This is a genomic window from Streptomyces sp. NPDC032822, from assembly GCF_055578825.1.
Map to the genome: position 1 here is coordinate 645,048 of NZ_JBVIOL010000004.1, position 18,677 is coordinate 663,724.

Sequence of the window (18,677 nt, forward strand, 5' to 3'; positions counted from 1 at the left end):
CCGGTGATCATCCGGACCGGAAAACTCATTTTATACGGCTGACCTGCGGCTAAGCCTCCGGACGGGCACCGGAACCTCCTCATCGGAGGCCTCCGCTGGCAGGATCAGGAGCCGAGTGCGCAGCAACGGACGTCGTCCGGACAGGCCACCGGCTCAGCACCCGGAGAGACCACTCGTGCCGCCGCCGTACGTCCGCGGTCACCTTCCACCGGACTCACGACCCGGCGCGCCGGTCCTCTCCCACGAGCTCCGCAACCCCGTGGAGCCGGTCCCGTAGGACCGCGCTCGCTCACCGACCACGGGCCCGGCCTCTCTCGATCCGCGCCGTCACGGCACGGATCGACGCCGTCCGCAGGGTTCGGCACCGGTCCCCACGAGGGGAGGGACCGGCGCCGAACGACGCGCTGCCGACCCGGACGCACCGCAGGGGCGGCCGGCCCGGTCCTCCACCGGCGTGACACCTCCACGACGTCCTCGCGGACCTCGGGGAAGCGGGCCCGGCCGCCGCGGTGCACGGATCAGCGCGGGGGACCGGCGAGCCCCGGGTCAGCCTGGCCCTCCACCACCTCGCGGGCCACGTCCCGCACCGGCCGCTGACGCGCCCGGGCATGCCGGCGCAGCAGGTCGAAGGCCTCGTCCACGGTCACCGCCCTGCGGGTCGCGAGCACCCCCTTGGCCTGCTCGATGACCACCCGGTTGGTCAGGGCCCGCTCCAGCTGGGCGGCGAGGGTCCGGCTGCGTTCGGCCTCCCGGGCCCGTTCCAGGAGGACGGCCGTGAAGTCCGCCATCGACTGGCCGAGGGCCAGGGTGTCCGGGGAGAAGGCATGCCGCGTGCCGGACAGCAGGACGAGTGCGCCGCTCGTCCCATGGGGCTCACGCAGGGGGAGCGCCACCACCCGCAGGTAGCCCAGCGCGAGGGCCCGTGGGCTGTAGCGCGGCCAGCGCTGCCTGGCGGGGTCGCCGTCCAGGGCGATCTGGACGGACTGGACGGTCCGGGCGGACTGGGCGGCCCGGGTGAGCGGGGATGCCCCAGCGACTTGGTCTGCCTGGTCCACCCGCTCCGTGCGCTCTGTGCGGTCCGTGCGGTCTTCTCGTGCGGGGGCGCCGTCGGTCCGGTGGCAGTCGCGGACCGGGCCCTCCCGCCATCCGAGCGCCTCGTGCTCTAGGCGGGACACCTGGGGGTCCGAGCCGGCCACGTGCACCGACTCGGAGCTGTCGGAGGTGCCGGGAGCGCCGAGGGCGCCGGGAGTGAACACCACGGCCGCGGCGTGGGCGCCGAGCAGGGACGGGGCACGGCCGGCGAGCACGGAAAGGGTTCCGGGCACGTCCAGCGGATCGTCCGCCGTACTGCCGGCCAGGGCGACGAACGCCTCGGCCAGCCGCTGTTCGGGCGTCATGGGGCCTCTTCCTCAGGTGAGTCTGGAGTCTCCGTGCAGGATCTGGCGGGCGACCGTCTCCAGGGGCATGTCATCGGTGAACGCCCGGGCCTTGATGAGTGCCAACGCGTCGGTGATGGAGCAACCGGCCTGCACCGCCAGCATGCCGGCCGCCTGCTGGACGGTCGGCCGGAGATCGATGCCGCCGTAGAGCCCCGGATCGGCGTCGGGACCGAGCAGCACGATGCGGGTGAGCGCGGCGGCGACCTCGGTGAGACGGTCGGGTCTCGCGGCGGCCGGCCGCGGATCGAACACGGTCAGCGCCCCGATGCAGTCGTCCGACGTCTGCAGCGGTAGCGCCGCCACCGAGCCGACACCAAGAGACACGAGGGACGGCCCGTAGCCCGGCCAGCGTGCCTCGATCTCCCACCCCGACGCATGAATCGGCCGACGGCTCACCGCCGCGTCCTGGCCAGGGCCCTCACCGAGCACGTACTCAAGGTCCTGGGCGGCGCGGGAGCGGGCGTCGGAGCCGGCGACCGCCAGCTGGTTCTGCCCGGAGTCGAGCAGCGCGACGGCCGCGCTGGAAGTGCCGCACGCCTCGGCGACCACGGACATGAACCGCGGCCGGATGCCCTGCCCGTCGTCCCAGGCCGTCGCCTGGCGGGCGAAGTTCTCCTGGAGACGGGCGGAGGCGCGATGGCACGCGGCCGTTCTGCGGTGGGTCTGCGCGAGGTCCGCGTGGAACTCCCGTCCGGGCTGCGTCGCGAGGAGTTCGTGCCGTTCGGAGGCCGCCTCCGCACGTTCCGCGCGTTCGGTGGCCAGGGCGGCACGGCGTCGCGCCGCCGCCGCCAGGCCGAGACCTTGCTCGCGCCCCTGCGGGTCCATGAAGTTCAGAGTACGCCCGCGCGGGTCAGTCGGGGGTGTCGCTTCGGCTCTCCTCCATCATCAGGACGACACCGCCGTTCTCTCCGCCGAAAGGTGAGAAGAACACGTCGCAGGTGAGGGGCCTGCCGATGCGGCTCAGCGCCTCCACAGCGATCGGACCGGAGCGTCGGCGGGTCTCCAGACACTGCCGCACGACGGGCCGCAGCACATCGGTGGGCAGCCCGAAGTCCAGGTCGAAGAAGGGCTGTTCCAGCACCTCGTCGGCGCGCAGCCCCCACAGGTCGACGGCGCCCCGGTTCCAGCTCCGGACCCGCAGGTCCTTGTCCAGGACCACCAGACCCGCCTCGATGCTCGTCAGCACCGCTTCCAGGAAGGACCTGGCCTCGCCCAGTTCGTCGGTGCGGATGCGCATCTCGTCGTTCATCGTCTCCAGTTCCTCGTTGCCGGACTGGAGTTCCTCGTTGGTGGTCTCCAGTTCCTCGTTCGTGGACTGGAGTTCCTCGTTGGTCGTCTCCAGTTCCTCGATGCTGGACTGGAGTTCCTCGTTGGTCGTCTCCAGCTCTTCGTTGGTGGACTGGAGTTCCTCGTACGCCGTCTCCAGATCCTCCCGGATCCGCTTGACCTCGGTCTTCAGCTGCTTGGTCACGGTCACGTCGGTGAAGGAGATGACGGAGGCCAGGTGCAGGCCGTTGGGGCCGGAGAGCGGCTGGATGAGGATGTCGAAGAACTGGACGTCCTCGCCCGTCCTGCGCTCGACCGCGTTGACCCGCAGGGGGCGGCGCTCGTGGGTGGACTGGTCGAGCAGGGAGCGGAGTTCGACCGGCCGGTAGGAGATCTCCAGATCCTGGAACGGGCGGCCGATGTCGGTGGTGGTCAGGCTGAACTGGATCCTCGCCTGACTGTTGATCACCACGACGGACCCGTCGCCGTCGAGGGCGATCGTCGGGGTCGGTCCGGCGTCGAGGACCAGATCGCGCAGTCGGCGGGTGCGCGCCACCGAGTGCGTTTCGATGCCCCCGCCCGTTCTGACCTTGGTGGGGGCCGGGTGGTAGGGCAGCGCGGTGTCGCCGGTGCGGCGCTGGAAGACGCGCTGACGGATGCTCGCGACCTCGAACCGGTCGGAGTCGTTCAGCAGCATCTCGGCCTTGCCGAGGAAGAGGAAGCCGCCCGGGCGTAGCGCGAAGTGGAAGCGGTCGACGATCTGCGTCTGGGCCTCGACGTTGAAGTACATCAGGGTGTTGCGGCACACCAGCAGGTCGAGCCGGGAGATCGGGGCGTCCCGGGTGATGTCGTGCCGTCCGAAGATCACCCTTCGCCGCAGGTCGGCCCGGAAGCCGAACTGTGCTCCGCTCTGCTCGAAGTACTTCTCCCGCAGCACGGCGGGGACCGCTTCCAGCGACTTCGCCGGGTACAGCCCCGACCGCGCCTCGCGCAACGCCTCCTCGTCGACGTCCGTGGCGTAGATCTTGACGCGGCGCAGGCACTCCTCGACACCCAGCGCCTCGGCGAACATGATGGTCAGCGAGTACGCCTCCTCGCCGCTGGAGGAGCCCGCGCTCCACACCCTGATCTCCTCGTCCGGGGCCACGTGCGCGAGCACCTCGGGGACGACCTCCTGCTGGAGCAGGGTCCACGCCTCCGGGTCGCGGAAGAAGGAGGTGACGTTGATCAGGATCGTGTTGAAGAGCGTCCCGAACTCGTCCGCGTTGGTCTCCAGGAGATCCTGGTAGTCCTGGAAGGAACGGATGCCGACGTCCGCCATCCGTTTGTGGATGCGCCGGGCCAGCGTGGACCGCTTGTAGCCCGTGAAGTCGAAACCGCGGGAGTCCCGGAGGAAACCGAGCAGGCTTTCCAGCGCCTCGGTGTCTCTGGCATCCCCGGAGTCTCCGGTGCCCCCGATGTGCCCGGTGTCTTTGGTGTCCTGTGCTTCGTCCATCAGCGCATCACTGCCTCGTGGCCTCGACAAGTGCGCGCACGACCGCGCCGATCTCTCCAAGAGGTAGCACGAAGTCCACCGCCCCCGTGTCCACGGCCGCCTGTGGCATCCCCGCGAACTCCGCGCTCTCCGGATCCTGCGCGATCACCGTGCCGCCGCGTGACTTGACGGCGTCCACGCCCATGGAGCCGTCCCTGCCGGTCCCGGTGAGCACACAGGCGATGGCCTCCGGCCCGTAGGCGCCGGCGACCGATTCGAAGAGGAGGTCGGCTGAGGGACGTACGAAGTGGACGAGCTCGGAGCGGGACAGGCTCAGCACACCGTCGGAGTCGACGAGGAGATGCCGGTCGGGAGGAGCGAGATAGACCGTCCCGGGCTGTACGCCCTCCCCGGCCTCGGCGAGCTTGACCGGGAGTTCGGTACGGCGGGCGAGGACCTCGGCGAGCACCGTCCGATGCCGGGGGTCGAGGTGCTGGACGACCAGCACCGGCACGGACAGAACCGGACCCAGCGCGCCGAGCAGCGCGCTCAGCCCTTGGATGCCGCCCGCGGACGACGCGACGGCGACGATGCTGTAGCGCTCCGCGGATGGCTGGTCGGCCGTCACACGATCGAGCCTAGCGGAACCCGGGCCGGTCGGAGGGGGACGAGAGCGTCGGCGTGAGGCCAAAACGGCGGGGAGAAGCGAAAGCGGAGTCGATTGTCAAGACAGTCCGTGATTATCCACCCCAAAGGAGGATCGTCTGCTCAGGGGAACCGATTCTCTTCCCAAGGTCGACCAGAGTCCGTGAGCGCCGCCTTAGAGTCGTTTTGTCGTCACCCGTGCTCCCGGTGGCTGTGGACCTCTCCCGCCGCCCGGTCGAGCACCGAGCCGGGCACCTCGCAGAACCACGGTGATGCCGTCATGCCCTGGAGTGCCGCCCCCGCCACCCCGCACGTCCGCACCTACGAAACAGCAGGTCGTACGGTCGTGGAACTGCTCGGAGAGATAGACATAGCCGCCGCCCTCCACATCGCGGCCGTCCTCGACAAGGCGACCGGTGGCCCGGCCCCCGACGTCGTGATCGACCTCGGCCCCGTCGAGTTCATGGACTGCTACGGCCTACGACTCCTGTGCCGGGCCCGCCGCCGCGTCGAGGAACGGGAAGGCCGCCTGACCCTCGCCTGCCCGCACGCCTCCATCCGCAAGATGCTGAGGATCGCGGGCCTCGGCAAGGTCTTCACCCTGACGGCCACGGTGGAGGAGGCGTTGGACGACAGCAGGATCCTGATGCCGCCGTGACCCCACCGGACCTCACCGGATGATGCCGGATGATGCAGGACCCCGCCCGATCCTTTTCCCGATGTCATCCCTCGTCATGGTGCTCGTCCTGGTGCTTGTCCTCGTGCTTGTCCTCCTCTTCGTCCCTCTTCTCGTCGTCCTCGTCGGACATCAGACGCCGGTTCACGGTCTATCGCCTTGCGTGCCGCGCGCTCTAGGCTGGGTGCGGAGAACTGCTGCTCATTGCAGCGGCAGCACCGGCCCGTACGGACGCGTGAACTCGCGAACGTGTGAACGGGCTTTCGTCGACCCCGTGCCCCCGGGTCTGGAGAGACATCACCGCCTCTCGTCCTCTCGACCCGTTCAAGTTGGGGCACACTCCCGCGTCGCCCCAAGTGGCCGTGAGGACGATCCGCGCGCAGGGACCTCGTACCAACAGGGGGGATGGGGTCCATGCGTCGACAGGCGGCCGTCGCCGCCGCCCGGCGACGGCCGCCGCCGTCGTGGACAGGGATTCCCGGCCTCACGATCCGGCCCGCCTCTCTGCGGGCCGGGCCGGAGTACGGTGGAGGAACCGAGGGCTCTGGCTACGCCGATGCCCGCACCGGCCAAGCCCTCACCCTCCTGTTTCCGTCCCCTCCCCTCTCCTTCCCCCCTTCCTTTCCCTCCCCTTTCTCTTCCCGTCACAGGGGCAGCCCGTGACCCCGGCCGCGCCATCCGCATCCAGGCCGAGGAGTCCCGCATGCCCTCCAGTCCGCCCACGCCCACGACGGCGATCCCCCCGGACACCACCCCCACCCCGCCGTCCCCGGGCTACGACGGCACATCCCCGTTCCCACCGGAGGAACCGGCACCCCCGCGCGAAGGCGGGCAACGGCTGTACGTGACGGTGACCGCGGCGATCGTCGTCCTGCCGTTCCTGGCACTCGGCCTGGCCGGCTGGCTGCTGTGGGGCCGCCTCATCCACCCCGCCGACATCGTGCTCGCGGCCGTCCTCTACACGATCACCGGCCTCGGCGTCACCGTCGGCTTCCACCGCGGCCTCACCCACAACAGCTACCGGGCCGTACGCCCCCTGCGCATCGCGCTCACGGTGGCCGGATCGATGAGTTTCCAGGGCGACGTCATCGGCTGGGTCGCCACCCACCGCCGCCACCACGCCTTCACCGACCGCCCCGGCGACCCGCACTCCCCCTACCGCTACGGCACCCACCTGCGCGGCCAGCTCCGCGGACTCCTGCACGCCCACGTCGGCTGGCTCTTCCGCAACGACCAGACACCCCCGGAGCGTTACGCCCCCGACCTACTGGCCGACCCCGACATCTGTGCCGTCACCCGCGCCTTCCCCGCCCTGTGCGCCCTCACCCTCGCCCTGCCGTTCGGACTGGGCTGGGCCATCGGCGGCACCTGGGTCCACGGAGTGAGCGCCCTGCTGTGGGCGGGGCTCGTCCGCATCGCCCTGCTCCAGCACGTCACGTGGAGCGTCAACTCCCTCTGCCACCTGATCGGCGACCGCCCCTTCCGCACCCGACGCCACGACCGCGCCACCAACCTCTGGCCCCTCGCCCTGCTCTCCTTCGGCGAAAGCTGGCACAACCTCCACCACGCCGACCCGACCAGCGCCCGCCACGGCGTCGACCGGGGCCAGATCGACCCCTCGGCCGCGACCATCCGGCTCTTCGAACGCCTCGGCTGGGCCCACGACGTCCACTGGCCCACGGAGTCCCGCCTCACAGCCCGCTGCACCTGACAACAACACCCCGCCCGCGCAAGCCAGTCGACAGGAGCCCCCGGTGACCACAGCACTGGACCCCCCACCCCACCCACTCACTCCACTCCGCTCTCCACCCCTCGCCCCGCTCCCGCGCGTGCGCCTGGCCCGCGCCGGCGGCCTGCCACGGGCCATCGACGGGGCATGGTGGCCACGCTCGTACGACCTGCTCACCGAACTCCCCGCACTGCTGGCCGGGTTGCCCCGCGCATGGGGTCACATCACCAGCGTCACGGTCAACGGAACCGTGTGGCCCACCCTCCCCGGCCACACCCTGGTCGCCGACCAGGCCGTACGCCTGACCACCAACCGGTCTCCCTCCGCCCCACCCACCATCGTCCTGCTCGCCCCGGGCCAGGGACGCTGGGACCTACTGGTCATCCCCCCGGACACGACAACGGAGACCGCCGAACCCCTCATGACGGCAGCCGCAGCCGCCCACACCTGGATCCGACCCCACCACGGGCCCTCCGACCGGTCGGCTCCAACCTCGTAGACCTGTTCCACCACCCCGAGGACAGACCCAACACCTCGCCCAGACCATCGAGTTCGCCCACACCACCGAGGCCACCGACCACCGTCCGGCACATCCACCCCGAAAAACACATCAGGCCCTTGATCCATTTCCCGGATCAAGGGCCTGACCTGCTATCCAACTGTCGGGGTGGCGGGATTTGAACCCACGACCTCTTCGTCCCGAATGAGGTTCGGGCAAGATCGACACCGGGCGGTTTGGCGTTTTGCCTGGTCAGAGCGTTGGCGTGCGGTGGTGTCGGGTGGTCTGGAAGGGGCTTGGGGAGCGGGTTGGCTCCCAGATGGCTCCCAGCGGGAAGCGGTCAGCGTGTGTCGTCGAGCTTGCGCATCAGGTCGGTGACCAGCGTGTGATCGCGAGCGACGTCGGAACGCTCGGACGGATCCCGTTGGACTAGGTGCTTCTGGAGCCACTCGTTCCGCTCTGCTTCCCGGAGCGCGAACACGCGCTCGGCTCTGCCGTACACGACGGCGAACTCCTCGGGCAGCTCGTCCTCGGCCCCCTGCTCCAGGAGGAAGTCCACCAGTTCCCCCAACAGTTCCAGGTAGGCAATACGTGGTTCGCGCTCGGGCTGCGCGGCGAGCCGGCGCAGCTCTTCCAGGCCGTTCTGGACCAGACCCTCGGTCGCCTGTTCGCGGGAGGCTCTGGACGGTGTCCGGCGCAGCTGGTGGTACAGCGCGATGGACCAGTACCAGTCGCCGGCCTCGACGTACTCCAGCATTTCGGCGTGGATGGCGGCAGTCACCTTTTCCCGGAACCGCTGGGCGTGCTCCCGCGGCACTAACGGGCTGGCATCGAGAGAGTTGATCAGGCCCTCCAGGTGGGAGAAGGGTCCATAGGGGGTGAACGGGGAGACCGTCTCCTGCATCACGTACGCGGCCAGCGTGGCAGAGTCCAGCAACTCGGCCGTCTCCAGTACCCACTCCAGATGCGTCGACCGGCTTTCGTCCTCGTGCCACAACCTGGTCTCCATGTCACCGCCCATCGCTTGGACGATGGTGCTCACGGTCGACTCGTGCTCCCGCAGTCGGGTCAGAATGCCCGCCCCGTCAGCCATACGAGCTGCAGCGACGAGTCGTTGCACCTGTTCCTCGTGGACGAGTGCCTTGAGGAGTTCCGAGAAGTGGGCCCGGCCGGCGTCGAGGTGGAAGCGGACATAGTCCTCGATCGATGGGTTGTGGAATGCCACCCGCCCCTGTTCGACCGAGATCATCGTGCCGTCCAGCAGCTGCAGTGCCCTGCGGAACGTTCTGCCGTCCGCCGCCCGCTCCATCTTCTTGCGGTACGAGCGCCAGGACTCCTCCAGGTCGTCCAGACCGGCGGATTTGAAGGTGAACAGCACCTCCAGCATGTGGACGGCCTCGTCCGTCAGCTCGTTCTCAACGATGCGTTCCCATACGCGGCGGGGGTCGTCCAGGTTCTTCCGCATCGCCGCGGCGACGTCCTGGCCCCGGCGCGCGGACAGCCTGAGGGTCTCCTGGACCAGACGCGGATTGAAGTGCTTGTGCCGAACCACCGGACGCCACACCTTCGGATCGGCGAACCGGCGCTTGACGTCCGGTGGCAGGGAGGAGTGGTGGACGTGGTTGTAGAGGATCTGGCCCCGCACCCGCCGATGCAGGTCGGTCAGCCGGATCACGCTGACCGCGTCCGACACGTCCGGCGCCACCAGCCGGTCGTACCGGAGACGGGCGTGCTCCAGCAGGTAGTCGCGGGTCGTCATCACCAGTGCCTTGCCAGGTGTCTCCTGGATCTCCCGGATCACCGACAGCAGGCGGTTGTCCTCGTTCTTGTTCAACGACGTGTCCAGGGTCGTACGCCCAAGGAAGTCGTCGTAGAGGAACACCTGCCGAGTGCCCTCGCGCCACAGGGTGCCGATCTCGTCGACGTCTTGGGTGATCTCGTGGACCTCGTAGCCATTGCCAATCAGCCAGGCCGTGAGCATCAGCGCCACCGTCGTCTTGCCCACCCCGGGGATGCCAGCGATGACACAGACCTGCTGGGTGTCCAAAAGCTGCTGGGCTCGTTCGAAGCCCTCGTGCGGGACGAAGGTGTCGGCGACGCCCGGTAGCCGTTTCCGAAGCCACGACGAGCGCAGGTACTGGTCCTGGTTCAGCACGGTCTGAAGGACGGCGGTACTGCTCAGCCAGAGCCGGAAGTGTCGTCGGACCAGGTCCGGGCGGCGCAGCAGCTCGGCGACGATCTCGTCCACGCCGTACAGGTCGCCGGTGCCGCGAACGTACGGGGAGAAGGCGCTGCGGAGCTCTTCCTTGCCGTCGACGGTCAGACCGACCGTCGTGGCGACGATGTAACGGTCGGGTGCCAGCGCGCGGACCTTGGGTAGTTCATCCTTGATCAGGCGTCTGATCAGAGTCTTCTGGGTCGCGCTCGGCCAGTGCTTGCACTGCACGACGGTCGTCCCGGCGGGGCCGGTGTGCCGCAGGTCGACGCCACGGTCCCGGCCGCGCGGGAAGATCTCCAGCGGGATGCCGAGGACATCACTGAACAGATCACGGCAGACCACCTCGAAGTCATGGTCTGTCAACCGCCCCAACTCGAAAGAGTCCATGCTGTGTTCGCCCCGTGAATGCTGCCGCTGGCCTTGATTCTCCTGGTCCCCGGCAAGCTCTACTCCAGCACGGAGAGGAGTCCGCCCCACTTGCCCATATCTGGGGCGGGGAGCCCCCAGTCACGGTACGGGCACCCGTCGCCGTCGCACGTGCCCCCGAGGAGCGGTTGGACGCCAGCGGCAAGGAGATCGGTCGCCAAGCCCTGGGGCGGGAGCAGGGCCATCGGGGGTCCGGCGAGCTCCGCACGTTCCAAGACGAGCCGGTCACGGGTGAGGAAAACGTGAGCGCCAACGGCCTGAGCCTCAAGTACCAAGTCGCGGTCGGCGCCATCAGGAAGGCCGGTCACCTCACCGACGGGAGTGGGCGACGGTCCGTGCGACGGCGCAGGCACGGACCAGTTTCCTACCTGGAATGCCAAGCTGTCCGCTACCGCGTTGATCGACGGGAGCCTGCGTTCCAGGAAGCGTTCGGTGACCTCCTTGGCGTCGGTCTTTGAGCGGGGGGGGCACCACGAATCGAATGTCGCGCAACAGCCACAGGTTGAGAAGGTCCGCGAGGCCGGACAGCTCGTTGGCGTAGGCGACGTCCGCCGCAACTCGGTCGGGCAGCGGCTCATCGTTCATGAGCGCAGCCCCATGCTGCTGGAGGTCGATCAGGACGTTCGAGTCGACGGCGACGACCAACGGACCGTGGTAGCCGGGTGGCAGCAGACCCGGAACGACGTGATGGCAGAAGCCCAGCCCGCCATCCTCGGTGACTTCGTGGAGCACCCCCGCAGACTACGCCGGTGCGGGAAAGCGATGTAGACCAGCCGACGCACCGACCTTGCTGGCCAGGCTCAACTACCATCTTGCGTAGGTGGGGAGTTGGCCCGGGGGATGAGAGCAGAGCTACTTACGAGACGTTCAGAAAAACGTCTCGGTTCTCAGCTCCATGGATCGCTCGGACACCACGCGTCGGCAAGGGGTTGCAACGGGGAGCAGGACTGGAACTGGGCATGAAATACGACATCGCAGCCCCTGAACCTGCAGGCATGGTCGCCTCGCTCAGCTCTCTCGGCTATTCACTGCCCGCCGCCATCGCGGATCTCGTGGACAACAGTATCTCCGCGAAGGCAGCCAACATCGACATCGAGTTCACATGGGCTGGACAGGACTCGTGGATCGCTGTTGTCGACAACGGCGAAGGGATGAGCGCGGACGAGCTCGTGACCGCCATGACCGTGGCTGCGCGCGGTCCCGCCACACCGCGTACCGCCACGGACCTGGGGCGCTTCGGCGTCGGACTCAAGTCCGCGTCGTTCTCCCAGGCCCGTCAGCTCACCGTCGCGACCGCTGTCTCCGGAGAGTGGCACGTACGTACGTGGGATCTCGACGTCGTTGAGAAGTTCGGTGAGTGGAGGCTGTTGCACGGCGCGGACGAGGCGACGGCGGACCTGCTCGACAGGATCCGCGGTAGGGCTGACCACGGCACGGTCGTTTTGTGGCGGCGGCTAAACGGATACCACGTCGACGGCGTGACCGAGGACGACGAGCGGACCCAGAAGCAGTTCTACGCAGAGGCCGCCCGCGCGGAGTCGCACTTGGGCATGGTCTTCGCCCGGTTCCTGACGGGCAGTCGACGCCGCACCATGCGTGTCTCCGGTAGCCCGGTCGAGCCCTGGGACCCCTTCCTCTCCGGTCACCCTTCCGTTCAGCCCCTCCCTGTGGAGCAACTTCCGCTCGGCACCGGCTCCGTACGAGTGGAGGCGTTCGTCCTCCCCAGCGCGCAGCGGCTCACGCCTACCGAGTACGAGAAGGCCGGCGGCCCACGCGGTTGGCTCGACCAGCAGGGGTTCTACGTGTACCGGCGGGACCGTCTGATCCTGGCCGGCGACTGGCTTGGCCAGCGCGGTGTACGCCGCGAGGAGAAGTACAACCTGGCACGGATCGCCGTGGACATCCCCGCCGAGACGGACGTCGAGTGGAGCGTCGACGTCCGTAAGTCCAGCGTTGTGCCGCCCGTCGGCCTGCGTCCCCACCTCCGCCGGATCGCCCTGCAGGCTCGGAGAAGAGCCGCCGACGTGCTGCGCCACCGCGGGCAGATCGCGGCGCGAACGCACGGTGATCCACTCCTCTACGCGTGGAACGTCCGCCGTGCGAGTGACCAGGTCACCTGCAGGATCAACCGTGGTCACCCCTTGGTGAGGGCGGCGCTACGCCCCGGCGGCGCCAGTGCAGACGACGTGCGAGCCCTGATCCGCCTGTTGGAGGAGACCGTGCCGGTTACGGCCCTCCGCGTGATGCATGAGACGGACACCAGTGACGACCCCGAACCCTTCGGCGGTCCGGGACCCGCCGACGCCGGAGCGACCGAGGTTGCACAACGGATCTACGAGGCGATGGTCTCCGACGGTCGTTCGCCAGCTGCTGCCCGGGAGCGACTCCGGACCATGCCCCCCTTCGACCAGATGCAGGGTTTCTGGAGCGGGTGAGCCCGTTGTCAGTGGCCGCCCCTACCCTGCCCGAGACCGTCCCCGTTCAGCTGGAGGTCAGCTGTGAGTTCCACCCCTGAGGACTCCCTCGAGTCCCTTGCCAAAGCCAGGCGCTTGGTTCTCGCCTTGCTGTCCCAGGACCGCCAGCCGACTCCGGAAGAGGTACAGAACGCGGTCACCGTCATCTTCGGGATGTTGGCCGGCCAAGGGGAGGTTCTCGACCGAGACCTGCTGGCCAAGGAGATCGAGGCCATAACCGCTGTGTTCCAGGAGGGCTCCTCCGGTCTGGAGAGCGACAGGGGACACGAGCCGTGGCTGCCGGAGGCGAAGAACGACCGCGAGTGGGACTTCTGGGAGCGCTACCGGCGCTACCTCGAGGACGTCCGCAGCCTGCCCCCGGTCGTCGTGCGTCGGCTGGACCAGAGCACGGACGAGGTCCTGAGCCAGTTGGAGGACCCGCGTCGCATCGGCTCCTGGCGCCGGACCGGCCTCGTGATCGGGCAGGTTCAGTCGGGCAAGACAGGGCAGTACATCGGGCTCGCCGCGAAGGCCGTGGACGCGGGATACCAGTTCGTGGTGATCCTGGCCGGAATCCACAACGACCTCCGCAGCCAGACGCAACTGCGTGTCGACGAGGGCCTTCTGGGTTTCGACACACAGCACCAGCAGCGGTCCAACCAGAACGGGAAGTCCCGTCTCATGGGTGCTGGGCGGATGCCCGGCGCCAAGAGGCTCGACATCGCGTCGCCCACCAACAGCTCCGAGAAGGGCGACTTCGGTCGTCAGGCGGCCAACGCGGTCAACTTCCCCCTCGGTCGGTTCCCGGTCGTCCTGGTCGTGAAGAAGCACTGGAAGATCCTCGAGTACCTGCGTACCTGGGTGACGGAGGTCCAAGGCACCGAGGACGAGACCGGCCGCAAGGTCGTGCGCGACATCCCGCTGTTCGTCATCGACGACGAGGCCGACAACGCCTCCATCAACACCAAGCGGGACCCCGAAGCGGATCCGACCAAGACCAATGGCGCGATCCGTGACCTCATGAAGAGTTTCGAGAAGTCGGCGTACGTCGGATACACAGCGACGCCGTTCGCCAACATCTACATCGACCCCGACGTCGAACACCCGACTCTCGGCTCGGATCTCTTCCCCGACAGCTTCATCCGTACTTTGCCATCACCGTCCAACTACCTCGGGCCGGAACGGGTCTTCGGGCTCCAAGTCGACAATGATGACGAGGACGACATCCTTCCACTGCCGCTCGTGCGTTCTGTGGACGACACCGCGAGTTGGATCCCGAACAAGCACAAGTCCGCCTTCGTCCCCTCTGACGACCTTCCGAAGTCCCTGCGTGAGGCGATCGCCTCGTTCGTTCTTGCGTGTGCGGCTCGGAAGGCGCGTGGACAAGCGAAGGTGCATAACTCCATGCTGGTGCACGTCACCCGCTTCACAGCGGTCCAGGGGATCGTCCGTGACCAAGTGGCTGACCACCTGAGCCTCCTCGAAGACACGCTCCGTGACCGGTACGGGCAGGCTTCCCAGCGTATGGCGGAGTTCCAGGCTCTCTGGGAGCGGGACTTCGTCACCACCACGGACCAATTCCCCGCGGACGAGGCAGAACCCATCACGTGGGATGAGGTCTCCAGCCAGATCGTGCCTGCCTTGCGCAAGATTGTGGTCAGGACGGTGAACGGCGCTTCACGTGACGCGCTCGAGTATTACGAGCACCGCAGGAGTGGCCTCTGGGTGATCGCCATCGGTGGCCAGAAGCTCTCCCGAGGGCTCACGTTGGAGGGGTTGACCGTCAGTTACTACCTCCGTACGTCCAACACATACGACACCCTTCTCCAGATGGGGCGGTGGTTCGGGTACCGGCCGGGCCACGAGGACCTGTGTCGCCTGTACACGACCCCGGATCTGCAGGCCAAGTACGTCGAGGTGACCGCTGCGACAGACGAACTGCGCCGCGAGGTCGAGGAGATGGCAGCCCTCAACCTCACACCCAGGGACTTCGGATTCAAGGTCCGTGCGTCTTCACTTGGTCTCACCATCACCGCCCCCAACAAGATGCGGCAGGGCACGCCGGTCAAGCTCAGCTATTCCGGGGAAGGGCCGGAGACGACACTCTTCAACCTCTCTGAGAAGGTCCGCGGGCACAACCTCAAGACGCTCGGTGACTTCGTCCGTCGCCTCGACGGCGTCGCGGTGCCTAAGTCCGAGGTGCCAGGCGGGAACGTGAAATGGCAGGGCGTGCCCCGTGAGTTGGTCTCTGACTTTCTCTCCAACTACGTCACGGACTCCATGGCGCAGAGGGTCCGCCCGCGGTTTATCGCGAAGTACATCGCCCAGTGCGCGAACATGGGCGAACTGGCGGAGTGGACGGTGTGCCTGGTCGGAAAGGCAGCAGCGAAGGAAGCACAGGACGTTGCGGGGCACGCGGTCGGGCCCGTGACCCGAGCGTCTGTCAACGATCCCGGGTACAAGACGGACGGCCGGTACATCATCCGCCGCATCGTCAGCCCTCGGGACGAGCAGATCGGCCTCGATCAAGCACAGGTGGAGGCCGCGCTCGCGGCGACGAGGAAGTCCGCGGAGAGGAAGGGCAAGGAGAAGGTCCCGAAGTCGCCCTCGGGTGAACAGCTTCGCTGGCAGCGCAGGCCCGACCAGGCACTGCTGCTGATCTACCTGATTGACCTCTCGGAGAAGGAAGGCGTTGAGCAGCAGCCTCCGCTCGTGGGCTTTCAGGTGAACTTCCCCCGCTCCGAGCACCAGGCGGACACCGAATACGTCGTAAACAGCATCTGGAAGCAGGAAGGGCTGGACGACGGCTTCGACGGCGAGGAGGACGGGGAGTGACCGTTACCGAGGCCGAGTGGCACGACTTGGAGGCTCCCCAGAGCACGCCGGGGCGGTCCAGGCTCCGTCTCCACCCGGAGGCTCCGCTGGACGTCTTCCTGTCCGTCACCCACCCTGGTCACCAGCGCATGCTGGTGCTCAGGACTGACGCCCGCTCCGCGGACCACATCGTGCGCTCGGTGGGGCGGCTGCCACGTGCGGCCGGACTTGAGATGAACCTGAGCGCGGTGTCGCGGCTCGAGTACGAACTCCAGGTGGTCCTGACCGCGAACGAACTGCGTGAGGTTTTCAACCCGCTCGTCACCGACGTTGCCGACACCGTCAGGGACGCCCCCGAGGCCGCTGCCGCCCTGACCGCCGCCGTGGACAGGTTCGAGCGGTGGCAGGACCTCCTGCGCTCCGTAAGTAGGGACGGCCTGGCGCCCGAGGCGCGCCGCGGCCTCGTTGGCGAGCTCCTCGTACTCCGAGAGCACGTCCTGCCCGCCGTCGACCCGGCTGATGCAGTGGAGGCGTGGACTGGTCCGAGCGGAGCCAACCAGGACTTCCAGCTACCCGAGGTGGCGATCGAGGCGAAGGCCAGCACCGCCAAGCGTCCGCGGAGCATCCGTATCGCCAGCGAGCGGCAGCTGGACGGCACCGGCACGCCCGCGCTGCTGCTGGCACTGGCGATGCTCGACGAACGGCGTGGTGGATCGGGCGAGAGTCTGAACCGGCTGGTCGAACGCATACGCGAGCGGCTCACCAGCTCCGCTGACCGGGCTGAGTTCGATGGGCGTCTCGTCCAAGCCGGATACCTTCCCGGACAGCGAGACATGTACGACGAGCCCCGCTACACCCTTCGCGACCTGCACTTCTGGCATGTGCGGGGGGATTTTCCGAGAATCGTCGAAGCGGATCTCGCGGCAGGTGTCGGCGACTGCACTTACCACGTGAGTACCTCGGGGCTGGATGAGTACCGCGCCACGACCGACGAGGTGACCGAACTGATCGGGGGCTTGCATGCCTGAGCTCGACCTGTCCGAGTACTCCCGCGATCTCGTGGCAGACGTCCAGGCGACCGCCGACGCAGAGGGAACCAATCCCTCGGAGGCGTTCACCCGCCGGGTCTTCGAAGACCTGGAGCAGGCGGGCATCGCTTCCAACACCTTCACCGCTTACCACAAGGCGCAAGGGCATCTGGTCCACGGATATGGCATTGGGGAGTCCGGGGAGTGCCTCGACCTGTTCGTCACGGACTTCACCCTGGACCCCTCGCAGTCCAAGCTCACGAAGAGCCAGACCGAGACGGCCTTCAAGCGGCTGCTGACGTTCGTAAAACGGTGCCGGGACGGGCTGCGTCAGCACATCGACGAGTCCTTCGACGTCTACGACATGTGCGCGGCGGTCGATAAGGCCCTCACCGAGGTACAGAGGATCCGGCTCTTCCTCCTCAGTAACCGTGTCGGCACCAGCACCGTGGTTCCGCCCACCGACTTCGACGGTCTCCCCGTGACCCACGAGGTGTGGGACCTGGCGCGGCTGCACCGCCATGCGACGTCCGGCAGCATCAGCGAGCCCATCGTGGTCTCCTTCGAACCTCCGCTGCCGTGCGTCTCCGCGCCCAGCAGCGAGTCGGACCACTCGGTGGCCATGGCAGTCATCCCGGGGCGGAGACTGGCCGAGCTGTACGGGGAGTACGGCACCCGACTCCTCGAACTCAACGTCCGCTCGTTCCTGCAGGCCCGTGGCTCGGTGAACCGGGGAATCAGGGAGACGCTCCTGAGTGCGCCCGGCAGGTTCCTGGCGTACAACAACGGCATCACCGCGACCGCCTCGCAGGTCGACTTCGTGCACGGCCCGGACGGACAGCCGACAGGCATTTCCCGTGTTCACGGACTCCAAGTGGTGAACGGTGGCCAGACGACGGCGTCACTGCACTACGCGCAGAGCCGCGACAAGGCGGATCTCTCGCATGTGTCGGTGCAGATGAAACTGACGGAGGTGTCCCCCGAGCGGCTCGCGGAGATCGTCCCGATGATCTCCGAGTACTCGAACACACAGAACCGGGTGACGCTGGTCGACTTCAGTTCGAACCACGAGTACCACGTGGCCGTCCAGCGGATCACGCGATCCCTTTGGGCGCCGGCGACCGACGGGAGCGGTCAGGAGACTCACTGGTTCTACGAGCGTGCACGCGGCCAGTACACCGACGAGGTGGCCAAGGCCCGGACCCCCGCGAAGCAGCGCACCTTCAAGAAGCTCAACCCTACGAGGCAGAAGTTCACGAAGGCGGACCTCGCCAAGTACGTCAACTCCTGGAACCACCTTCCGTTCCAGGTCAGTCGTGGAGCGCAGAAGAATTTCGCGGCGTTCATGGTCCGCATCGACGAGGCGCCCCCTCACGTCGACGTGCAGTACTGCCAACGCGTGATCGCGATGGCTGTTCTGTTCAAAGCGGTCGACCGCATCGCGGCGACCCACGAGGCAGGCAGTTACAAGAGCATGATCACGACCTACACGGTGGCACGCCTGTCCCTCGCCACGGACCGGCGCATCGACCTCGACCGGATCTGGCGTGAACAGCGGATCTCGCCGGCTCTCGAAGACGCGATCGACGACCTGTGTCCTCGGGTCATGGCGGTGGTGACCAATCCACGCGAGGGTAACCACGTCGGCGAATGGGCCAAGAAGCCCAGCTGCTGGGACGCGGTTTCCAGGGTTCGCTGGACGGTCCCCCGCGACCTGCAGTCGGAGCTCCGCGAGCACCCCTTGGACGAGGAGGCACTCGCGGGCGGCACCGATGGCGACGAGAGGGCCGGGGACGCGGTGACGATGGTCCCTGCGGAAGAGTGGTACGCGCTCGAGCGCTGGGCCAAGGAGACCCACAACCTCGAACCCGCGCAGCGTCAGCTGGCCCAGTACGTCGGAAGGCGTCTCGAACTAGACCAAGAGGTCCCCGAGCCGCAGGCGGTGCAGGCCCTGCACGCTCGCAACGAGGCCCTGTCCCTCGGGTTCACCCCGGGGGCGTAGACGACGCC

At 67.8% G+C, this 18,677-nt stretch carries 13 protein-coding genes; 7 read left to right on the forward strand and 6 right to left on the reverse strand.

Annotated elements, in window-relative coordinates:
* Nucleotides 1–518: 518 nt before the first annotated feature.
* The 4 genes from ACZ5VD_RS15385 to ACZ5VD_RS15400 are packed head-to-tail and all read right to left on the reverse strand — an operon-like array spanning nucleotide 519 to nucleotide 4,807.
* Nucleotides 519–1,397: an ANTAR domain-containing response regulator gene (locus tag ACZ5VD_RS15385; RefSeq protein WP_468682450.1), complete on the reverse strand. Its 879-nt coding sequence runs from the start codon at nucleotides 1,395–1,397 to the stop codon at nucleotides 519–521.
* Nucleotides 1,398–1,409: 12 nt separating this feature from the next.
* The gene (locus tag ACZ5VD_RS15390; protein ID WP_468553671.1) at nucleotides 1,410–2,264 is read right to left on the reverse strand and encodes a GAF and ANTAR domain-containing protein; all 855 of its coding nucleotides are present in this window, start codon (nucleotides 2,262–2,264) and stop codon (nucleotides 1,410–1,412) included.
* A 25-nt stretch (nucleotides 2,265–2,289) separates the two neighbouring features.
* The gene (locus ACZ5VD_RS15395) at nucleotides 2,290–4,200 is read right to left on the reverse strand and encodes a CheR family methyltransferase (protein ID WP_468682451.1); all 1,911 of its coding nucleotides are present in this window, start codon (nucleotides 4,198–4,200) and stop codon (nucleotides 2,290–2,292) included.
* A 7-nt stretch (nucleotides 4,201–4,207) separates the two neighbouring features.
* Nucleotides 4,208–4,807, reverse strand: coding sequence for a chemotaxis protein CheB (locus ACZ5VD_RS15400; protein WP_468682452.1), 600 nt, complete (start codon nucleotides 4,805–4,807; stop codon nucleotides 4,208–4,210).
* Nucleotides 4,808–5,104: 297 nt separating this feature from the next.
* On the opposite strand from ACZ5VD_RS15400, the gene ACZ5VD_RS15405 reads away from it, so the two are divergent.
* The 3 genes from ACZ5VD_RS15405 (at nucleotide 5,105) to ACZ5VD_RS15415 (ending at nucleotide 7,728) form a co-directional block, all read left to right on the forward strand.
* Nucleotides 5,105–5,482 (forward strand): anti-sigma factor antagonist, encoded by a 378-nt coding sequence (locus ACZ5VD_RS15405; protein ID WP_468553668.1) that lies wholly within the window; start codon nucleotides 5,105–5,107, stop codon nucleotides 5,480–5,482.
* A 721-nt stretch (nucleotides 5,483–6,203) separates the two neighbouring features.
* Nucleotides 6,204–7,211, forward strand: a complete 1,008-nt coding sequence (locus tag ACZ5VD_RS15410) for an acyl-CoA desaturase (protein ID WP_468682453.1) — start codon at nucleotides 6,204–6,206, stop codon at nucleotides 7,209–7,211.
* Between the two features lie 43 nt (nucleotides 7,212–7,254).
* Nucleotides 7,255–7,728, forward strand: a complete 474-nt coding sequence (locus ACZ5VD_RS15415) for a DUF5994 family protein (RefSeq protein WP_468682454.1) — start codon at nucleotides 7,255–7,257, stop codon at nucleotides 7,726–7,728.
* A 340-nt stretch (nucleotides 7,729–8,068) separates the two neighbouring features.
* Here ACZ5VD_RS15415 and ACZ5VD_RS15420 read toward each other — a convergent pair whose 3' ends face one another.
* Nucleotides 8,069–10,333 (reverse strand): nSTAND3 domain-containing NTPase, encoded by a 2,265-nt coding sequence (locus ACZ5VD_RS15420; RefSeq protein ID WP_468682455.1) that lies wholly within the window; start codon nucleotides 10,331–10,333, stop codon nucleotides 8,069–8,071.
* A gap of 348 nt (nucleotides 10,334–10,681) precedes the next feature.
* Complete coding sequence (locus ACZ5VD_RS15425; protein WP_468682456.1) at nucleotides 10,682–11,104, reverse strand: hypothetical protein; 423 nt, start codon at nucleotides 11,102–11,104, stop codon at nucleotides 10,682–10,684.
* A 227-nt stretch (nucleotides 11,105–11,331) separates the two neighbouring features.
* Between ACZ5VD_RS15425 and ACZ5VD_RS15430 the strand changes: the two genes are divergently transcribed.
* From ACZ5VD_RS15430 to ACZ5VD_RS15445, 4 genes are all read left to right on the forward strand, one after another.
* The gene (locus tag ACZ5VD_RS15430; protein WP_468682457.1) at nucleotides 11,332–12,807 is read left to right on the forward strand and encodes an ATP-binding protein; all 1,476 of its coding nucleotides are present in this window, start codon (nucleotides 11,332–11,334) and stop codon (nucleotides 12,805–12,807) included.
* A gap of 63 nt (nucleotides 12,808–12,870) precedes the next feature.
* A complete protein-coding gene (locus ACZ5VD_RS15435; RefSeq protein ID WP_468682458.1) occupies nucleotides 12,871–15,660 on the forward strand; it encodes a Z1 domain-containing protein in 2,790 nt (929 codons plus the stop codon).
* Nucleotides 15,657–16,667 carry a PD-(D/E)XK motif protein gene (locus ACZ5VD_RS15440; protein WP_468682459.1) on the forward strand — a complete coding sequence of 337 codons (1,011 nt, stop codon included), beginning with the start codon at nucleotides 15,657–15,659 and terminating at the stop codon, nucleotides 16,665–16,667. The genes ACZ5VD_RS15435 and ACZ5VD_RS15440 overlap by 4 nt, the downstream gene beginning before the upstream one ends.
* Entirely contained in the window at nucleotides 16,660–18,669 is a 2,010-nt protein-coding gene (locus tag ACZ5VD_RS15445; RefSeq protein WP_468682460.1) for an AIPR family protein, read from the forward strand. Before ACZ5VD_RS15440 ends, ACZ5VD_RS15445 begins: the two co-directional genes overlap by 8 nt.
* Nucleotides 18,670–18,677: the final 8 nt, after the last annotated feature.